A 15,654-nucleotide genomic window follows, 5' to 3' on the forward strand; every position below is an offset into this window, starting at 1 on the left:
TCGACTTGCATGTGTAAGGCATGCCGCCAGCGTTCAATCTGAGCCAGGATCAAACTCTTCAGTTTAATCTCTGTTACTTTGCCGTTTTACCGGCATGGTCGAACTATTTAACTAGTTCAAACCCCTCGCATTGCGAGGTGTTTGCTCACTCAAAAAACTGACAGGCCACTTCTTGCGAAGCGTCCTATTTCATTATTTCTTGTGAACATTTGATATTTTAAGTATGACGCCAATCCGAAGATCGGCGCTGCACTACATCAAATGTCCACACTTATCGACTGTTAATTGTTAAAGAACGGTATTCGGTGCTACTTTCGCGCTATCGACAAAGCGTTGTGTTTGTCAGCTGCGAAGAAGGAAGAGTATGAAGCATTTCGCTAAATCCGTCAACTCCTTCTTTTTACTACCCTCACCGTTTCCAGTGATCCCGTTGTTTCGCAAACTGCTGCGTCTCATTGGGGAGGCGAACTATAGCAAAGCGCCCCAGCGGAAGCAAGGCTTTTCCGGGCGAATTGCATCGAACTGCTACAATTTCGCCCCCTCAGCGCAAATCCGCGTCCATACATAGAAGATTCACCATGAAACAACAAGCTCAAGGATCAGGCCTGACCCTGAAACGAGCTGGCTTTACCACTGGCTTCGGCGTGCTCGCCGCCACCCTCGGTTCCGCAGTCGGTCTCGGCAACATCTGGAAATTCCCCTACCTGACAGGCGCCAATGGCGGCGCCGGCTTCCTGCTCATCTATCTGCTCGCTACCTTATTAGTGGGATTGCCCGTGATGATCGCGGAAATCACCCTCGGACGCCGCGCCAAGGTCAATCCCATCTCCACCATGGAACGGCTGGCGCCCAAGGGCAAGCCCTGGTGGCTGGTAGGCCTCATCGGCATGGTCGCCGCCTTCCTGATCGTCGCGTTTTATTCGGAAGTGGTGGGCTGGGTGTTTGCCTATATCGCCAAGGCCATCGACGGCTCCATCTTGAGCAGCGACAAGCTGGTGACGGAAGCGGCTTTCGCCTCGCTGATCAGCAATCCTTTGCAATCGCTGTTGTGGCAATGGGGCGTGCTGCTGTTTATCGGCGGCATATTGATGCTGGGCGTGACCAAGGGCATCGAGGCGATTGCCAAGAAGCTGATGCCGCTGCTGTTCCTGCTGTTACTCCTGCTGTGCGCGGTCAGCCTGTCGCTCGATAAAGCAGGCGAAGGCCTGGCCTTCCTGTTCCGTCCTGATTTTTCCAAGCTGACGGCTTCCGTCGTGCTGACGGCCATGGGCCTGGCCTTCTTTAAATTGTCCGTCGGCATGGGCACGATGATGACCTACGGCAGCTATTTCCGTGACGACCAGAATATTCCCGTGACCACCTTGCGCGTGATGGCGGCCGACCTCGGCGTCTCCATGCTGGCCGGCATCGCCATCTTCCCCGCCGTGTTCACGTTTGGCTTCGCTCCCAGTGCGGGACCGTCGCTGGTGTTCATCACGATTCCCGCCGTGTTTTCGCAAATCCCGATGGGACAAGTGCTGATGGTGGTGTTCTTCATCCTGGCCGCCGTGGCCGCCACGGGGGCGATGCTGTCGCTGATGGAAGTGCCCGTGGTGATCTTCCATGAGCGCTTTGGCTGGACGCGCACCAAGGCCACCGTGGTGACCATGCTGCTGCTGGCCGTGCTCGGTTCCGTGTGCGCGCTGAGCAACAGCACCCTGGCGGATTTCAAGCTATTCAATTTGAATATGTTTGATCTGTTCGACTTCGTCTCGTCGAATATCTTCCTGCCCGTGGGCGGCATCGCGATTGCCTTGTTTACGGGCTGGGCCTGGGGCAAGCAGCATTTCATCGAGGCGATCAGCAATCACGGCCAGTTGCAGAATCAAACCCTGGCGCATGTGCTGCTGTTCCTGCTGCGCTTTGTCTCGCCCGTGCTGATCCTCATCGTGATGCTGAAAGGCTTAAAGGTCTTCTAATCAGAGTACCCGGGTGTAGGTCTGGCGCACCAGCACCCGGTCGCCGCAGTCGAAATGCCACCATTCGCTGTTGATGCCGAAGAAACCCGCCTGGAACATGGCGTCGCGCAGCAAGCGTCGATGTGCCACTTGCTCCTCCGTAATTTCCCCCTTCTCCAGCAACACCAGTTCCAGCGCAGGGTGTGAGCGTTCACTCAGGTCGTCGAAACCCGTGCCCATGTCCAGTTCCTGGCCGTCCGGCCCGACGATGGTGATGTCGAGCGCCATGCCGAACGAGTGGATGGAGCCGCGCGACGGTTCGGCGATGTAGCCGAGCAATTCCGTTCCCTGCAGCGCATCCCACAATTGCTGCTGCACCCGCTGCGGGCGCAGCGCGTCGAGCACCAACAGATGATGATCGGGGCGCTGTACGGCCAGCCAGGCCACGGCGCGCTCCAAGGCGGCGGCCGCGTCGCGGTGCAGCCAGGCGCAATCGATGGGGCTGTATAAGTCGCGGCCGACGAAATTGTCGGGCGTGGCATAGCGCAAGTCGACGGCGATGCCGGCGATGCTGCTCAGGTGGCGAAATTGCGGATCGCTGCCGACCGCTTCCAATTGCAAACTTGCAACAGACATCAGACTCCTCTTTCCAGGCAGTTGCGCGCCGCCACGCCGATGCTGTCGGCCAGGCGCCGCGCGCCATGCGACAGCGGCGAGTGGCTCGCCGTCAATAAATACAGTTGGATCGGTATCGTGGGCGCCCAGGGACGGCGCTGCAGGCGCTCGGGCGAGCCGGAGGCGGCCGTAAACGGGTCGACCACGGCCATGCCAGCGCCCGCTTCCACCAGGGAACGGGCGATTTGATACGTCTGCACCACGGTGGAAAACACGGGATGGATGTCCTGCGCCTCGCAGGCGGCCACCACCAGTTCGCCCAGCGGATCGTTGTCGGCATGGCCGATCAGCTCACCATTGAGGCCATGCGCCGTCAACGGCGTGCCGCAATCGGCCGCATGCCAGGTGCCGGCCGGGGCGATCACCGTCATGACGCCGTGCGCCAGCGGTTCGGCCACGATGCCCGGATGGCGCGGGTCTTGCAGCGACACAGCCAGGTCCGCTTCTCCGAGGCGCAGGGTATTGACGATCTCGCCCGTGTGATGGGTGGCCAGCTGGCAACGTGTATGGGGAAAGTCGCGCCGCCACTCGGTCATGGCAAACGGCAAGACGCTGATGGCGATCGTCGGCGTGGACACCAGACGGATGGTTTCCACCGCATGGCCCTTCAGGCTGGCCGCCAAGCGGCGGATGCCCAATAAATCGCGGTTGAGCTTTTCCGTTTCGACAAACAGGCGGTGCGCTTCCGGTTTCGGGTACAGCTTGCCCCGCACGCGCTCGAACAGCGGCATGCCCAGTTGCAATTCACAATGCTGCAAGACCTTGGTCACGGCCGGCTGCGAGATATGCAGCACCTGGGCCGCGCCGCTGATGGTGCCAACTTGCATGATGGCGTGAAATACTTCGATATGACGCAGCCGCATGAGCTATTCCTTTACCTTGCCTGGCCCCGTGGGCCGTCAATGTTCAGCATATAAGAAAAAGTCATGGGCTGGAACGGCCATGCTACTTTGTTGCAACAGCTGTGGCCGGCGTCGTCAGCACTTCCAGCAAGGCTGCCGTCTCGCCATCGGGCATGCCGTCAAAGCGCGTATTGCGGTATTTCATCTGGAAGGCGATCAGCACATTGCGCGTTGCTTCGTCGAACACGCCCGTCTGCGGCGTCGCATAGCCGTGCTGGGCCAGCTTTTTCTGGAACCAGACGGCATCCGGTACTTGCTGCTCAAAAATGAGGCGCTGCGCGGCGACACGGTTGGCATCGGGCCAGACGATCAGGCCCGCATCGGCCAGCTGGCGCCATGGAAACAGCGGTCCCGGGTCCTGCTTGCGCTGCGGGGCGATCTCGTTATGACCGAGGATGTTTTCCGGCGCGATGTTGTAGCGGGCCTGGATATCTTTCAACAGCGGAATCAGCTCATCGATCTGTGCCTGGGGGAAGGGATACCAGAGGCGGCCTTCCGGCGTGTCCTTGTAGCCAGGATTGACGATCTCGATGCCGATCGAGCTGACATTTAACTGTGTATAAGTCTTCCAGTTACTCACACCCGCGTGGTTGGCTTGGCGCGATTCGTCAACGAGTACATAAAACTTCGGCTTGTCCGTGTCCGTCAGCAAATAATGGCTGCTGACCACTTGTTCCGTCAGGATCTTGATCGAGCGGGGCAGGTCGCTGACCGTGTAATGGATGACGATGAATTTCACGCGCGGGCTCTGGCTGCGCGCCGTCAAGCTATGGTCGAGGTGCGGCGCGGGCGTGCTACAGGCGGAAAGCAGTGCCACCAGCAGGGCGAGGGCGATTTTTTTCATGAAAGATCCGTGTTCGGGTTAATAAAATAGTCAGTTCTTGCCAATACGCTGGCCGTCCTGGCCGCCACCTTGGCAGCGGCCTCATGCGAACGGGCAACTTTTTGCTCCATCATCAACGATACAGGCAAAGCGGCCCGCATGGCAGCCGCGATGGCCGGGTGCAACTGCGCCGCGCGCCCGGCCAGCACCACGGGACGGGGGCCATGGCGCGCCGTCAGGGCCAGCGCCAGGCGCGCCAGTTCCTGCCCCGCGCGCTGCAAGATGTCCAGCGCCAGCGGGTCGGCATCCACACTGGCGGCCACGGCCAGCGCCAGCCGGCCGATGGCGCCCCGGTCCTGGCCATACATGAAGGCGCGCGACAGCGACCAGTCGCTGCCGCCGATATGCGCGAACACGGCCCTGGCCATGGGCGAGGCTTGCCAGCTGCCGGGCGCCTCGTCTTCGCGGCGCCAGATGTGGCGCAGGGCTTCGCGCGCGATCCAGTAGCCGCCGCCGCCATCGTCGAGCAGCACGCCGCGCCCGCCCGCGCGGTGAAACACGCCCTCCGCATCGATCCAGGCGGCAATCGAGCCCGTGCCTGCGTAGACCAGATAACCCTCGCCAGGTTCAAAACTGTCGCGATAGGCGATTTCAATGTCGTTGCCCAGGCTGACGTGGGCGGCGTCCAGCGCCAGCAGCGCGGCCAAGGTTTGCGCCAGCACAACATCATCGCCGCCAAAGCCCGTCAAGCCCGCCACGACGGCGCGCGGCTGGCCGACGGCCAGCACTTGCTTGCACAATGTTGCAAACGTGGCATGCACGACCGCGCGGCCCGCCTCGCTGCTCATTTGCAAGGCAGACAAGCCTTCCACGGCGCCGTCGGCCACGATGGCGCCGTCGGCGGTGGCCAGGGCCCAGCGCGTCTGCGTGCCGCCCGCATCGATGCCCAGCCCGAGCACGGCAGTGTCAGTATTGGTTGCAGGGAAGGAAATCATGGCATGAGTGTAAAGCCAAGCGAAGCTTGCAGGCATGAAAGCTTGCGCATGTTTCATGCCTGCAGGTTATGGACTACCGGTGAACCGGCAAAGTTACTTGGCGGCGGCCGTAAACGGTGCGCGCACGGTGACGCGGGGGCTTTCATTGCCGAGACGGTCCACGGCGCTGACCACCACCGCATTGACTTTACCGATGGCATCATCAACCAGGGTCAGTTCAGCCTGCACGCCCGTGACCACGGTGAAGCGCCAGTCTTCGCCGTAGCGGGCCCAGACGGCGTACTGGGCCACGGGTTTGCCGCCGCCCGACGTCAATTTGACGTTCAGGCTGGTGGAATCGCGGCGCAAGGCCAGCACGGGCGTACCGGGCGCTTCCTTGCCCAGCCATGGCGTGGCGGGAATCAGGGCCGGGCTTTGATACACGCTCGCCTTGAGTTGCTCGCTGACACCCTTGCGGTTCTGCATCAGCGGCACCATGCTGAAATGCACTTGTCCATTCGCGCCGGGGCGCGTGCGCGTCACTTCGATCTGCTTGATGATCTCTTGCGGCGTGAAGGACTTGGCGGAATTGTCGATGCGGCTCGTGTATAAACCGGGCCACACGTGGCGGCCATACGGATTTTGCGCCAGCCAGTAGTCGAGCAGCACGCCAAACGCCTGCGGCGCCTGCGCCACGGGCCAGTACAGCTGCGGCGACAGGTAATCGAGCCAGCCCTTGGCCAGCCACAGTTCCGCATCCGCATACAATTTGTCGTACTGGCTGAAGCCGACGATGCCGGCAGGGCGGCGGTCGGGGCGGCCGATGCCGAACGGGCTGATGCCGAAACGCACCCAGCTCTTTTCGCGGTGGATGCCTGTATACAAGGCTTCGATCAGCTGGTTGACGTTCTGGCGGCGCCACGAAGCGCGGTCCAGCTGGCCGCCGGCCAGCAGATATTGCTGCCAGGAAGGTTCATCGGGAAACGGCAGTTCACGCTTGGCGCCACCATTGCCCGCGTCCAGCGCGGCCGTTTCCGCACCGGCACCGGCGCCAGGCGCGTCGATCGGATACGGATAAAAGTAGTCGTCGATGTGCACGCCATCGATATCGTAGCGGCGCACCACGTCGAGCACCACGTCCGTCGTGTGCTTCGAGGCGGCGGCGTCGCCCGGGTCCATCCACAGGTAGCGGCCGTATTGCTTGACGGACGCGGGGTTGGTGGACGCGAAACTGTCGCGCGCCAGCGGCGACTTGGCCGTCGCGTGGCGAGCACGGTACGGGTTGAACCAGGCGTGCAATTCCAGGCCGCGCGCATGCGCCTGCGCCACCCAGAAGGCCAGCGGGTCATACAGGGGCAGCGGTGGCTGGCCTTGCTTGCCCGTCAGGTATTCCGACCATGGCTCCAGTTGCGACGGGTAAATCGTGTCCGCGCTGGGACGCACCTGCAGCACAATCGCGTTCAGATTCAAGGACTTGGCGCGGTCGAGGATGGCGATCGCTTCCGCTTGCTGCTTGGCGACAGGCAAATTGCTGCGGCTGGGCCAGTCGATATTGGCGACCGTCGAGACCCAGGCGGCGCGGAACTCGCGCGGCGCCGGCGGCGGCACTTCGCCCGTGATGTGCTGCACGGGCGGTACTGCCGGCAAGCCCGCTTCGCCTGGCGTCACTGCGGAGGGCATTTTGGTGCTGGTACAGCTGCTGAGCAATGTGGCGGTGGCCAGCGCAGCCAGTACGCCAGCCGTGGCGCCCAGGCGTTTTTTGAAAGTAGACAACAAAACAATTCCTTGCAGTGGTGAAGCGCAGGTCTATCGGTGGAGCATTTTACTGTGCGCCCGCCATCCTTGCGGGCGCACCGTTCAAAAGAATCAGGCCTCGGCCTTCTTGCCGAATTCCGGGTCGATCTTGACCAGCGCGGCCATGATGAAAGCGGGAATCGTGGCGATGCAGACCCAGATGAAGAAGTGCTGGTAGCCGAGCATTTGCTGTATCCAGCCGCTGGCCATGCCAGGCAGCATCATGCCCAGGGCCATGAAGCCCGTGCAAATGGCGTAATGGGCCGTTTTATGCGCACCGTCGGACACCATGATCATGTACAACATATACGAAGCGAAACCGAAGCCGTAACCGAATTGCTCAAGCGCAATGCCCCCCGCGATCACATAGATGTTGCTGGGCAAGGCGCTGGCCAGGTAGACGAAGACCAGGTCGGGCAGGTGCACGGACAGCACCATGATCCACAAACAGCGTTTCAAGCCGAAGCGGGAAATGATGAAGCCTCCCAGCAAGCCGCCCAGGGTCAGGGCGATCACGCCGATAGTGCCATAGACGAGGCCCACCTGTTCCGTGCTGAGGCCCAGGCCGCCCTTGGCGACGGGGTCGAGCAGGAAGGGCGCGGCCAATTTCAGCAGTTGCGCTTCGCCGAGGCGGAACAGCAGCAGGAAGCCGAGGATGACGAAAATATCCTTCTTCTTGAAGAAGGCGGCAAAGGTGGCGAAGAATTCTTGCAACGGCGAAACACCCGCTTCCTGGATGCTGGGGCGGTCGTCCTGCGGTTTCGGCAGAATAAAATAGTGGTACAGGAAGAGGGCGATGAACAGTCCCGCCAGAATCGCGAACACGACGGACCAGGCCAGCTGCACATTGCCCGTCGCATGCGTCAGGTAGCCGGCAAGAAACACCAGGCCGCCCTGGCCGGCGATCATCGCCAGGCGATAGAACGTGCTGCGCACACCGACGAAGGCCGCCTGCTGGTGTTCTTCCAGGCCCAGCATATAAAAGCCGTCGGCGGCAATATCATGCGTGGCGGAACTGAAGGCCATCAGCCAGAAAATGGCCAGGCTGATCTGGAAAAAATGGGGCAGCGACGTCGTCAGGGCCACCAGCGCCAGCGACGCGCCGATCACCAGCTGCAGGCCGACGATCCAGAAGCGCTTGGTGCGGTACATATCGATGAAGGGCGACCACAGGGGCTTGATGACCCAAGGCAAGTACAGCCAGCTCGTGTACAGCGCGATATCCGTATTGGAAAAGCCGTAATTCTTGTACATGATCACGGACAAGGTCATGACCACGACATAGGGGATGCCCTGGCCAAAATACAGGGAAGGGATCCACAGCCACGGCTTATTGGCGCGCGCCGGGGCGGGTTGTTTCACTAGCTCCATACATCCTTCTTTGTCTCCCAGACAGAAGAATGCCGCGCCATCGGATCACGCCGCCAGTGCCGCCCGCACACTGCCGTCCGCGCCGGCCAACAATGCCTGTGCCTGGTTTGTGTTGATTTTTTTGATCAAGGCAACAATCGCCACCTTGACGTGATAGTGGCATTGCTCAAGCACGGTCCTGGCCTGCGCCTCGCTGGCGCCGGTGGCATGCATGGTCAGACGCACGGCCCGCCAGATCAGCTTGGCGTTGGTCGGCTTCAAGTCTACCATCAAGTTTCCGTAAGTTTTGTGCAAACCGACCATCAGGGCGCTGGAAATCGTGTTCAGGGTGATTTTTTGCGCCGTGCCCGCTTTCAGGCGCGTGCTGCCGGAAATGACTTCCGTACCCGTGTCGAGCACGATGCCGCATTGCGCCTCGAGCGCCACGGGGGCGTCCACGTTGTTGGCGATACCGATGGTCAGGGCACCCGCCTTGCGCGCGGCCAGCAGCGCGCCCAGCACATACGGCGTGGCGCCGGAGGCGGCCAGCAGGATCACTACATCGTTTTCCTGTGGCAACAGGGCCAGCAGATCGCGCTCGCCTTGCTGTAAATCATCTTCCGCCCCTTCGACGGCCGTGAACATGGCGCCCGCGCCGCCGGCCAGGATGGCGATAGCCCGCTCGGGCGGCCAGGAGAACGTGGGCGTCAATTCAACGCTGTCGAGCACGCCCAGGCGGCCCGACGTGCCCGCCCCCACGTACAGCAGGCGTCCGCCGGCGGCGATGCGGGGCAGGGCGGCCGTGATGGCGGCCGCTATCTGCGGCGAGGCCAGCCGCACGGCTTCGACGGCCCAGACCTGGTCATCGACCAGCGCCGCCACCAGTTGCTCCACCGGATACAGGTCCAGATCCGGATGCCGCCGGCTCGGGGTTTCAGTTTTCAACATGATTTCAGAACATGGTTGAAGGTGAAACCAGTTTAATACCGATATGCAAGATCAGCCATGAAAGGATGGCGGGCGGGCATAACGGGAGTTTATGGCTGGTGCAGGAGCGTGGTGCGTTACTTGTACTTCGATGCGCTCCCGTTTGTGTCTATACTTGGGTTCGACGCCCACATCCACGACACGCGCCATGATCGCTCGCCAATTGCTGTTCCTGTTTAGCGCCCTGGGCGCCATCAACGGCATGTTCCTGGCCGTCTATTTTTTCAGCCGCCGGCCTCGCTGCCTGGCCGACTGCATGCTCGGTGCATTGCTGCTTGCCGTGGGGGTACGCACCGCCAAATCCGCCTTTCTTTACTTCAACCCGGCGATCGCCATCGAATTTCGCCAACTGGGACTGTCGGCCTGCCTGCTGATCGGTCCCTTGACCTATCTGTATGTGCGTTCCTTCATCGCCGGCCTCGCGCAACAGCCTGCCGGCCAGCAATGGCGCTGGCATCTCGGCCTGTCCTTCCTGCTGATAGGCATAGGCGTTGCCTTTCCGTATGCCGCGTATCGTCCTGTGTGGGACCGTTCCAGCCATGCGATTCATCTGTTCTGGCTCTGCTACCTGCTGGCGGCCGCCAGCTTGCTGTGGCAAAGCCGCCATGCATGGCTGAACGCGGGACAGCGGATGGCGACCGGCAGCATGCTGATGCTGAGCGTCTTCGCAGGCAGCTGTGTCATGCTGGCGGCATACGCGAGCACGCCGTTCACGTCGTATATAGTCGGCGCCTTGTCGTTCACCTTCTCGCTGCATGTCGCCGTCATGGTCTTTCTGCTGAGAAAGGAAACCTCGACGCCTGCCGAGCCGAAGCCGAAATACCAGAACAGCCGCCTGACGCACGACGAGGCGCTTGCCGTGCTCGCCGCGCTGGAACAACAGATGAGCGGGCAGAAATCCTATCTGAATCCGAACCTGACCCTGGCCCAGCTCGCCAAACGGGCGGGATGCACGCAGGCGCAGGTGTCGCAGGTATTGAATGACAAGCTGGGCAAGAGCTTCACCACCTACGTGAACGCATACCGTATCGCCGCAGCGAAACAGGTATTGATAGACGAGCCGCAACTGAACATGGATATCGTTGCCGAGCGCTGCGGCTTCAATTCCAGTTCCACCTTCTACTCGACCTTCAAGAAAGTGGCTGGGCAGACTCCCGCCAGCTTCCGCGCCCAGCCCAGTCAGGCGGCCACGGCCATTTCCGCGTAAAACCGCTCCGGAATCGCCATTCCGGAGTCTGGAATCCTGTTTGGCGACATCCATTCCCCTGCATTTCGATAACTTATCGAGCACCAGCGACCTGAAATAGTCGTTGCTCCGATAAACGCAGTTCTCTACATGCAAGGTAAATCCATGATCCAGTTTTTATTGCGAACGATACTCGCCTGTTGCTTGCTCGGCAGCGCCGCCGCCAGCGCCGCCTCAAGCGCAGAGCAGGACGACAATGCCATCCGGGAAACCGTGCGCTTGTATCTGCATGGCACCAGCTTCAACATCCAGGACGAGATCAACCAGGCCTTCCATGGCACCGCCCGTCTTTATCTGGACGGTAAAAACGATGCGGAATGGGAGCTCAGCGGTCCGGAATACGCCAAACTCTTTTCCCCAGAGACAATAGGGCAATTCAATGGGCGTCACGGGCGGCTGATCAAGGTGGACGTGAGCGGCAAGGTGGCCACCGCCAAGGCCGAGATCCACATTCCCCAGCAAGGGGTGCGCTATGTGGATGTCTTTCTTTTGAAAAAGATCGCCGGCCACTGGAAGATCATCAGCAAGGCGGCCGATCGCGCGCCGGCAGCCCCGCGCCAGGCACGCAAAGTGCTGCTGGTCGTATCAAATGTGCATCAATATCCCGGTACCAAAGTTAACGCGGGCAATAATTTTCCCGAACTGGCCTATACCTATGATGCCTTTCGCAAAGCAGGGTACGCGGTCGACTTCGTCAGCCCCGAGGGGGGCGCCATTCCCCTGGAAATGATCGTCACGTCGGACGAGCTGCTCAAGAAGCATCTGTACGACAGTGATTTCATGTGGGCACTGGCCCATACCAAGCCCGTTTCCGAGGTCAGGGCAGACGAGTATGCGGGCATGGCTTTCGTCGGCGGCGGCGCGGCCATCGTCGGCGTCCCCGACAACAAGCCGCTGCAGGACATCGCCGTGCGTATCTACGAACAACAGGGCGGGGTGATCGCGGCCATCTGCCATGGCACCGAGGGCATCAAGAATCTGAAGCTCAGCGACGGTACTTTCCTGATCCAGGGCAAGGTGCTCACCTCGTTTCCCGATGCGTATCTCAACAAGGAGTCGCCGGTCTACAAGGCCTATCCCTTTTCAGCGGAAGCGAGCATCAAGCGCCATGGCGGCATCTTCCGGCATGGCGCCAACGGCAAGAGTCACGTCGAGGTCGATGGCCGCCTGGTGACCGGCATGAGCTGGGAGTCCTCCGTCGACGTGGCCGAATCCATGATCCGCCTGATCGCGCAGTAGATTCAGGGAGCGCGGCGCATTTCGGCGACGAAGTCGTAATGGTCGCTGCGGCAATACGAATGCGTCAGTTCCACCGCTTCACCCGAGTCCAGGTAGGCGATGCGCGTAATAAACAGCACGGCCTGGCCATCGGGGATGCCCAGTTGCCTGGCCAGCACGTCCGTCGCATTCATGGCGCGGATGTGCTGCAAGGCGCGCACGGGGGCCTTCTTGATGCTGCTCAAATATTCGTACAGCGAATCGCCCACGGCGCCCGGGTCCGGCACCACGCTGAAGGGCAGCACGCTCACTTCATACGCCATCACCACGTCGTCGGCCAGGCGCAGGCGTTCCAGGCGGGCCACTTTCGTGTTCTGCGCCAGGCCCAGGCTCAGCTGCTCGTCGCTGCTGGCGATGACGACGTCGCGCTTGAGCCAGCGCGAGCCGGGGCGGTAGCCGCGCTGCTGCAGCTGCTCGGAAAAGCTCGACAGGTTCGACAGCGGCTGCTCGATGCGCGGGGCAATATAGTTGCCCGAACCACGGCGGCGCACGACGAGGCCTTGCTCGACCAATTGATCGATGGCCTTGCGGGCAGTCACGCGCGATACGTCGAGCAATTCGGACAAGGTACGTTCGGATGGCAGGGCCTGGTCTACCTGGTAGCGGCCGTTGCGCACGTCATCGCTCAGCTTGCGGGCGATCTGCATATATAAAGGCGAATTGTCATTTAAATCGACCTTGAGTTCTACGCTGGTCTGGCTCATACAGTTCTCCTTGTATGACTAGTGTAATAGCGATGGCGCTTGCGCGTAGCCCGTCCACCCATGAATAAATGGAAAATGGGCATAAATAACGGTTATACACTTTAAAAAACAATGTTTTACCGTAGGTATAGCTTTGCATTATAGATAAATAAGCAATTTTCATTAGCCATGGAAACCATCGCGCTCTATGCTGGCGGCGCCTCCACCACAGCGCGAAACAGGGAAACATGCATAACAAAATGACGGGTTTATTGGGCTTGCTACTGCTGGGCACCACCTGGACGGCGCTGGCCGCCCCGCCCGGCAGCGGCACCGAACAGCTGGTGCAACACGAACAGCAGCGCTACCTCGATGCGGCCCTGGCCGCCATCGTCGATGATCGCGCGCATCCGCTGGCCAGCCTGTCCGTGCTGGCCATCCGCCACGGAAAGGTGTCGTATCAGCAACAATTTGGCTACCGGCACATCGGCGCCACGCCGGCGGACAGCTTGCACGTGACGCCGGCCACCCTGTTCCGCATCGCTTCCGTATCGAAGATGATGACGACCCTGGGCCTGATGCGGCTGGTCGAGCAGGGCAAGCTGAGCCTGGACCAGGACGTGGGCATTTATTTAGGCTTCTCGCTGCGCAACCCGCATTTCCCCCAGCGGCCCGTGACCCTGCGCAGCCTGCTCAGCCACACTTCCTCGCTGCGCGACGCGGGCGGCTATGCCTGGGGGCCGGAGCGCAGCCTGCGCGACGTGTTTACGGCTGGCAGCGACACCATGTGGGATTCCAGCGCGGCGCCCGGCAGTTACTTTAGCTATTCCAACCTGAACTGGGGCGTGATCGGCACGGTGATGGAGCAAGTCACGGGAGAGCGCTTCGACCTGCTGATGCGGCGTCTGCTGCTCGATCCCCTGGCTGTGCGCGGCGGCTACCACCCGGCGGCATTCTCTCAGGCAGAGCTGGCGGACACGGCCACCCTGTACCGCAAGCGCCCGCCCGACACGGAAATCTGGCAGCCGCACGGCCCCTGGATCGCCCAGGCCGACGATTTTTACCAGCATCCACCGGCCGCCATGGCCAGCTATGTCATCGGCAGCAACGCCACCGTCTTCAGTCCCACGGGCGGCTTGCGCATCTCCGCCGCCGGGCTGGGCACCGTCATGCAGATGCTGCTCGACGGCGGCCGCCATGAAGGCAAGCAACTGCTGCAGCCGGCCAGCATCGCCCTGATGTTTGGCCGGCAATGGCAGCTGGCACCCGATGGCAGCAATGGCAACAGCGAACGGGGCTTGTACCGCGCCTGGGGCCTGGGCAACCAGCAATTCGATGCGGTGGCGGGGCAGGGCAATGGCCTGGTCGAGGGAGGCAGCTTTTCGGCCGTGGGCCACCTGGGCGACGCGTATGGCCTCGTCTCCGCCTTCGTGCTCGATTTTAAGCACAAGCATGGCATGGTGATGCTGGTGGGCGGCACGGGCAGCGATCCGGAAGGCTATCCGGGCAGCTATTCCGCCATGGGCCGCAGCGAGGAACGGATACTCACGGCGCTGTATCGTGGTGCGATTGACAAGCATGAATAATTTGCACTGAAATAGTGCATTCCTGAAAGTTATGGCTGCACCATGATGTTTCATTGGCTGCCGTGATGGCCAGCCTCTAAGCTCTCATCGAATGCTCCCGCACCATGGGGGCGCAACGCAGCGAGGCAACATGCAGCAACACGTCATCATCATCGGCGGCGGCGTCGTCGGCCTGACATCGGCCTGGTGGCTGGCAGAGGCCGGCTACAGGGTCACTGTACTGGAACGCAATGAACAGGTGGCAATCGCCGCCAGCTACCGCAACGGCGGGCAGCTCAGCTATCGCTACGTGGCGCCGCTGGCCGACGCGGGCGTGCCCTTGAAAGCCCTGCAATGGCTGCTGCAGAAAGATGGTCCGCTGCGCTTCCGTCCCGAAGCGGACTGGCGGCAATGGCGCTGGCTGGCCAGTTTCTTGCGCAATTGCAATGCAGCCAGCAATGCCCGCACGACGGCCAAGCTGCTGCAACTGGGAGAACTGAGCCGCGCCGGCATGGCGCAGCTGGAACTGACGGTGCCGCCCGAAGCGTATGCCTGGCGCGATGCGGGCAAACTCATCGTCTACCGTTCGCCCGCCATCTTCCAGCGGGCCGTGGCGCGGCCCGAATCGGAAGAGGCGCGCGTCGTGCTGTCGCCGCAGGAAGCCGTGCAGCGCGAACCGGCGCTGGCCGCCCTGCAGGGCGCGCTGGCGGGCGGCATTTTTACGCAAGGCGAGGCGGTGGCCGATTGCCACGCCTTTTGCCTGGCGCTGGAAGCGCGCCTGCTGCAGCACCCGAACTGCTCGCTCATCCTGCAAGGCGAGGCGCGCCGCCTCCTCACGCACAAGGGCACGATCACGGGCGTCGACACCAGCCTGGGCGTGCTGCAAGCGGACCACTACGTGCTGGCGGCCGGCATCCAGAGCCGCGACCTGGCCGCCACGGCCGGCGTCTACCTGCCCCTGTATCCGCTGAAAGGCTACAGCCTGACGGCGCCCATCCGCGCACAGGACAAGGCGCCCGAAATCAGCATCACGGATTTCGAGCGCAAGGTGCTGTATGCGCGCATCAAGGGCGACCTGCGCGTGGCCGCCATGGTCGACATGGTGGGCGCCGACAACCGCATCGACTGGAAGCGCATCGCCGGCCTGACGCGGCTGGCGCGCGAAGCCATGCCGCACGGCGCCGATTATGACCAGGCCACGGCGTGGGCCGGCCTGCGCCCCGCCACGCCGAACAGCGCGCCGCTGGTGGGCGCCAGCAAAGTTGCGAACCTGTGGCTCAACGTGGGCCATGGCCCGCTGGGCTTTACCTTTGCCGCCGGCACGGCGCGCATCCTGGCCGATTTGATGCAGAACAAGGCACCGCCGTTCGCGCTGGACTTCCTCAGTCCAAAAAGATAGCGCGCCGGCGGCCGGTGCCGCCGATATGGCGGATAATTGCG

General features: G+C 61.8%; 13 protein-coding genes and 1 rRNA gene. 5 read left to right on the forward strand and 9 right to left on the reverse strand.

The window, feature by feature from the left end; translation table 11 throughout:
- Nucleotides 1–65, reverse strand: a 16S ribosomal RNA gene (locus tag BXA07_RS00005); the annotation flags it as partial.
- Between the two features lie 513 nt (nucleotides 66–578).
- On the opposite strand from BXA07_RS00005, the gene BXA07_RS00010 reads away from it, so the two are divergent.
- A complete protein-coding gene (locus BXA07_RS00010; protein ID WP_076564550.1) occupies nucleotides 579–1,958 on the forward strand; it encodes a sodium-dependent transporter in 1,380 nt (459 codons plus the stop codon).
- On the opposite strand, the gene BXA07_RS00015 is transcribed toward BXA07_RS00010, so the two are convergent.
- The 7 genes from BXA07_RS00015 to BXA07_RS00045 all read right to left on the reverse strand — a co-directional run bounded on the left by BXA07_RS00015 (nucleotide 1,959) and on the right by BXA07_RS00045 (nucleotide 9,403).
- Nucleotides 1,959–2,573, reverse strand: a complete 615-nt coding sequence (locus BXA07_RS00015; protein ID WP_076564552.1) for a M15 family metallopeptidase — start codon at nucleotides 2,571–2,573, stop codon at nucleotides 1,959–1,961.
- Nucleotides 2,573–3,475, reverse strand: coding sequence for a LysR family transcriptional regulator (locus BXA07_RS00020; RefSeq protein ID WP_076564554.1), 903 nt, complete (start codon nucleotides 3,473–3,475; stop codon nucleotides 2,573–2,575). The genes BXA07_RS00015 and BXA07_RS00020 overlap by 1 nt, the downstream gene beginning before the upstream one ends.
- An 82-nt stretch (nucleotides 3,476–3,557) precedes the next feature.
- Complete coding sequence (locus tag BXA07_RS00025; protein WP_076564555.1) at nucleotides 3,558–4,358, reverse strand: N-acetylmuramoyl-L-alanine amidase; 801 nt, start codon at nucleotides 4,356–4,358, stop codon at nucleotides 3,558–3,560.
- Complete coding sequence (locus tag BXA07_RS00030) at nucleotides 4,355–5,332, reverse strand: N-acetylglucosamine kinase (RefSeq protein ID WP_076564557.1); 978 nt, start codon at nucleotides 5,330–5,332, stop codon at nucleotides 4,355–4,357. Before BXA07_RS00030 ends, BXA07_RS00025 begins: the two co-directional genes overlap by 4 nt.
- Before the next feature lie 93 nt (nucleotides 5,333–5,425).
- The gene (locus BXA07_RS00035; RefSeq protein ID WP_083707969.1) at nucleotides 5,426–7,087 is read right to left on the reverse strand and encodes a glycoside hydrolase family 10-like protein; all 1,662 of its coding nucleotides are present in this window, start codon (nucleotides 7,085–7,087) and stop codon (nucleotides 5,426–5,428) included.
- 90 nt (nucleotides 7,088–7,177) lie between these two features.
- Nucleotides 7,178–8,476 (reverse strand): MFS transporter, encoded by a 1,299-nt coding sequence (locus BXA07_RS00040; RefSeq protein ID WP_076564560.1) that lies wholly within the window; start codon nucleotides 8,474–8,476, stop codon nucleotides 7,178–7,180.
- A gap of 45 nt (nucleotides 8,477–8,521) precedes the next feature.
- Entirely contained in the window at nucleotides 8,522–9,403 is an 882-nt protein-coding gene (locus tag BXA07_RS00045) for an N-acetylmuramic acid 6-phosphate etherase (RefSeq protein ID WP_076564561.1), read from the reverse strand.
- A 187-nt stretch (nucleotides 9,404–9,590) separates the two neighbouring features.
- Between BXA07_RS00045 and BXA07_RS00050 the strand changes: the two genes are divergently transcribed.
- Entirely contained in the window at nucleotides 9,591–10,649 is a 1,059-nt protein-coding gene (locus BXA07_RS00050; protein WP_170909586.1) for a helix-turn-helix transcriptional regulator, read from the forward strand.
- A gap of 129 nt (nucleotides 10,650–10,778) precedes the next feature.
- Nucleotides 10,779–11,927: a nuclear transport factor 2 family protein gene (locus BXA07_RS00055; RefSeq protein ID WP_083707971.1), complete on the forward strand. Its 1,149-nt coding sequence runs from the start codon at nucleotides 10,779–10,781 to the stop codon at nucleotides 11,925–11,927.
- 2 nt (nucleotides 11,928–11,929) lie between these two features.
- Here the strand turns inward: BXA07_RS00055 and BXA07_RS00060 are convergent, their stop codons facing one another.
- Entirely contained in the window at nucleotides 11,930–12,670 is a 741-nt protein-coding gene (locus BXA07_RS00060) for a GntR family transcriptional regulator (RefSeq protein WP_076564564.1), read from the reverse strand.
- A gap of 227 nt (nucleotides 12,671–12,897) precedes the next feature.
- Between BXA07_RS00060 and BXA07_RS00065 the strand changes: the two genes are divergently transcribed.
- Together BXA07_RS00065 and BXA07_RS00070 are read left to right on the forward strand one after the other, a co-directional pair.
- Nucleotides 12,898–14,235, forward strand: coding sequence for a serine hydrolase domain-containing protein (locus BXA07_RS00065; RefSeq protein WP_083707972.1), 1,338 nt, complete (start codon nucleotides 12,898–12,900; stop codon nucleotides 14,233–14,235).
- A gap of 91 nt (nucleotides 14,236–14,326) precedes the next feature.
- A complete protein-coding gene (locus BXA07_RS00070; protein ID WP_076564566.1) occupies nucleotides 14,327–15,613 on the forward strand; it encodes a D-amino acid dehydrogenase in 1,287 nt (428 codons plus the stop codon).
- Nucleotides 15,614–15,654: the final 41 nt, after the last annotated feature.

Origin of the sequence: Janthinobacterium sp. TND4EL3 (assembly GCF_900156175.1) — a bacterium.
Taxonomy (GTDB): Bacteria; Pseudomonadota; Gammaproteobacteria; order Burkholderiales; family Burkholderiaceae_D; genus Janthinobacterium.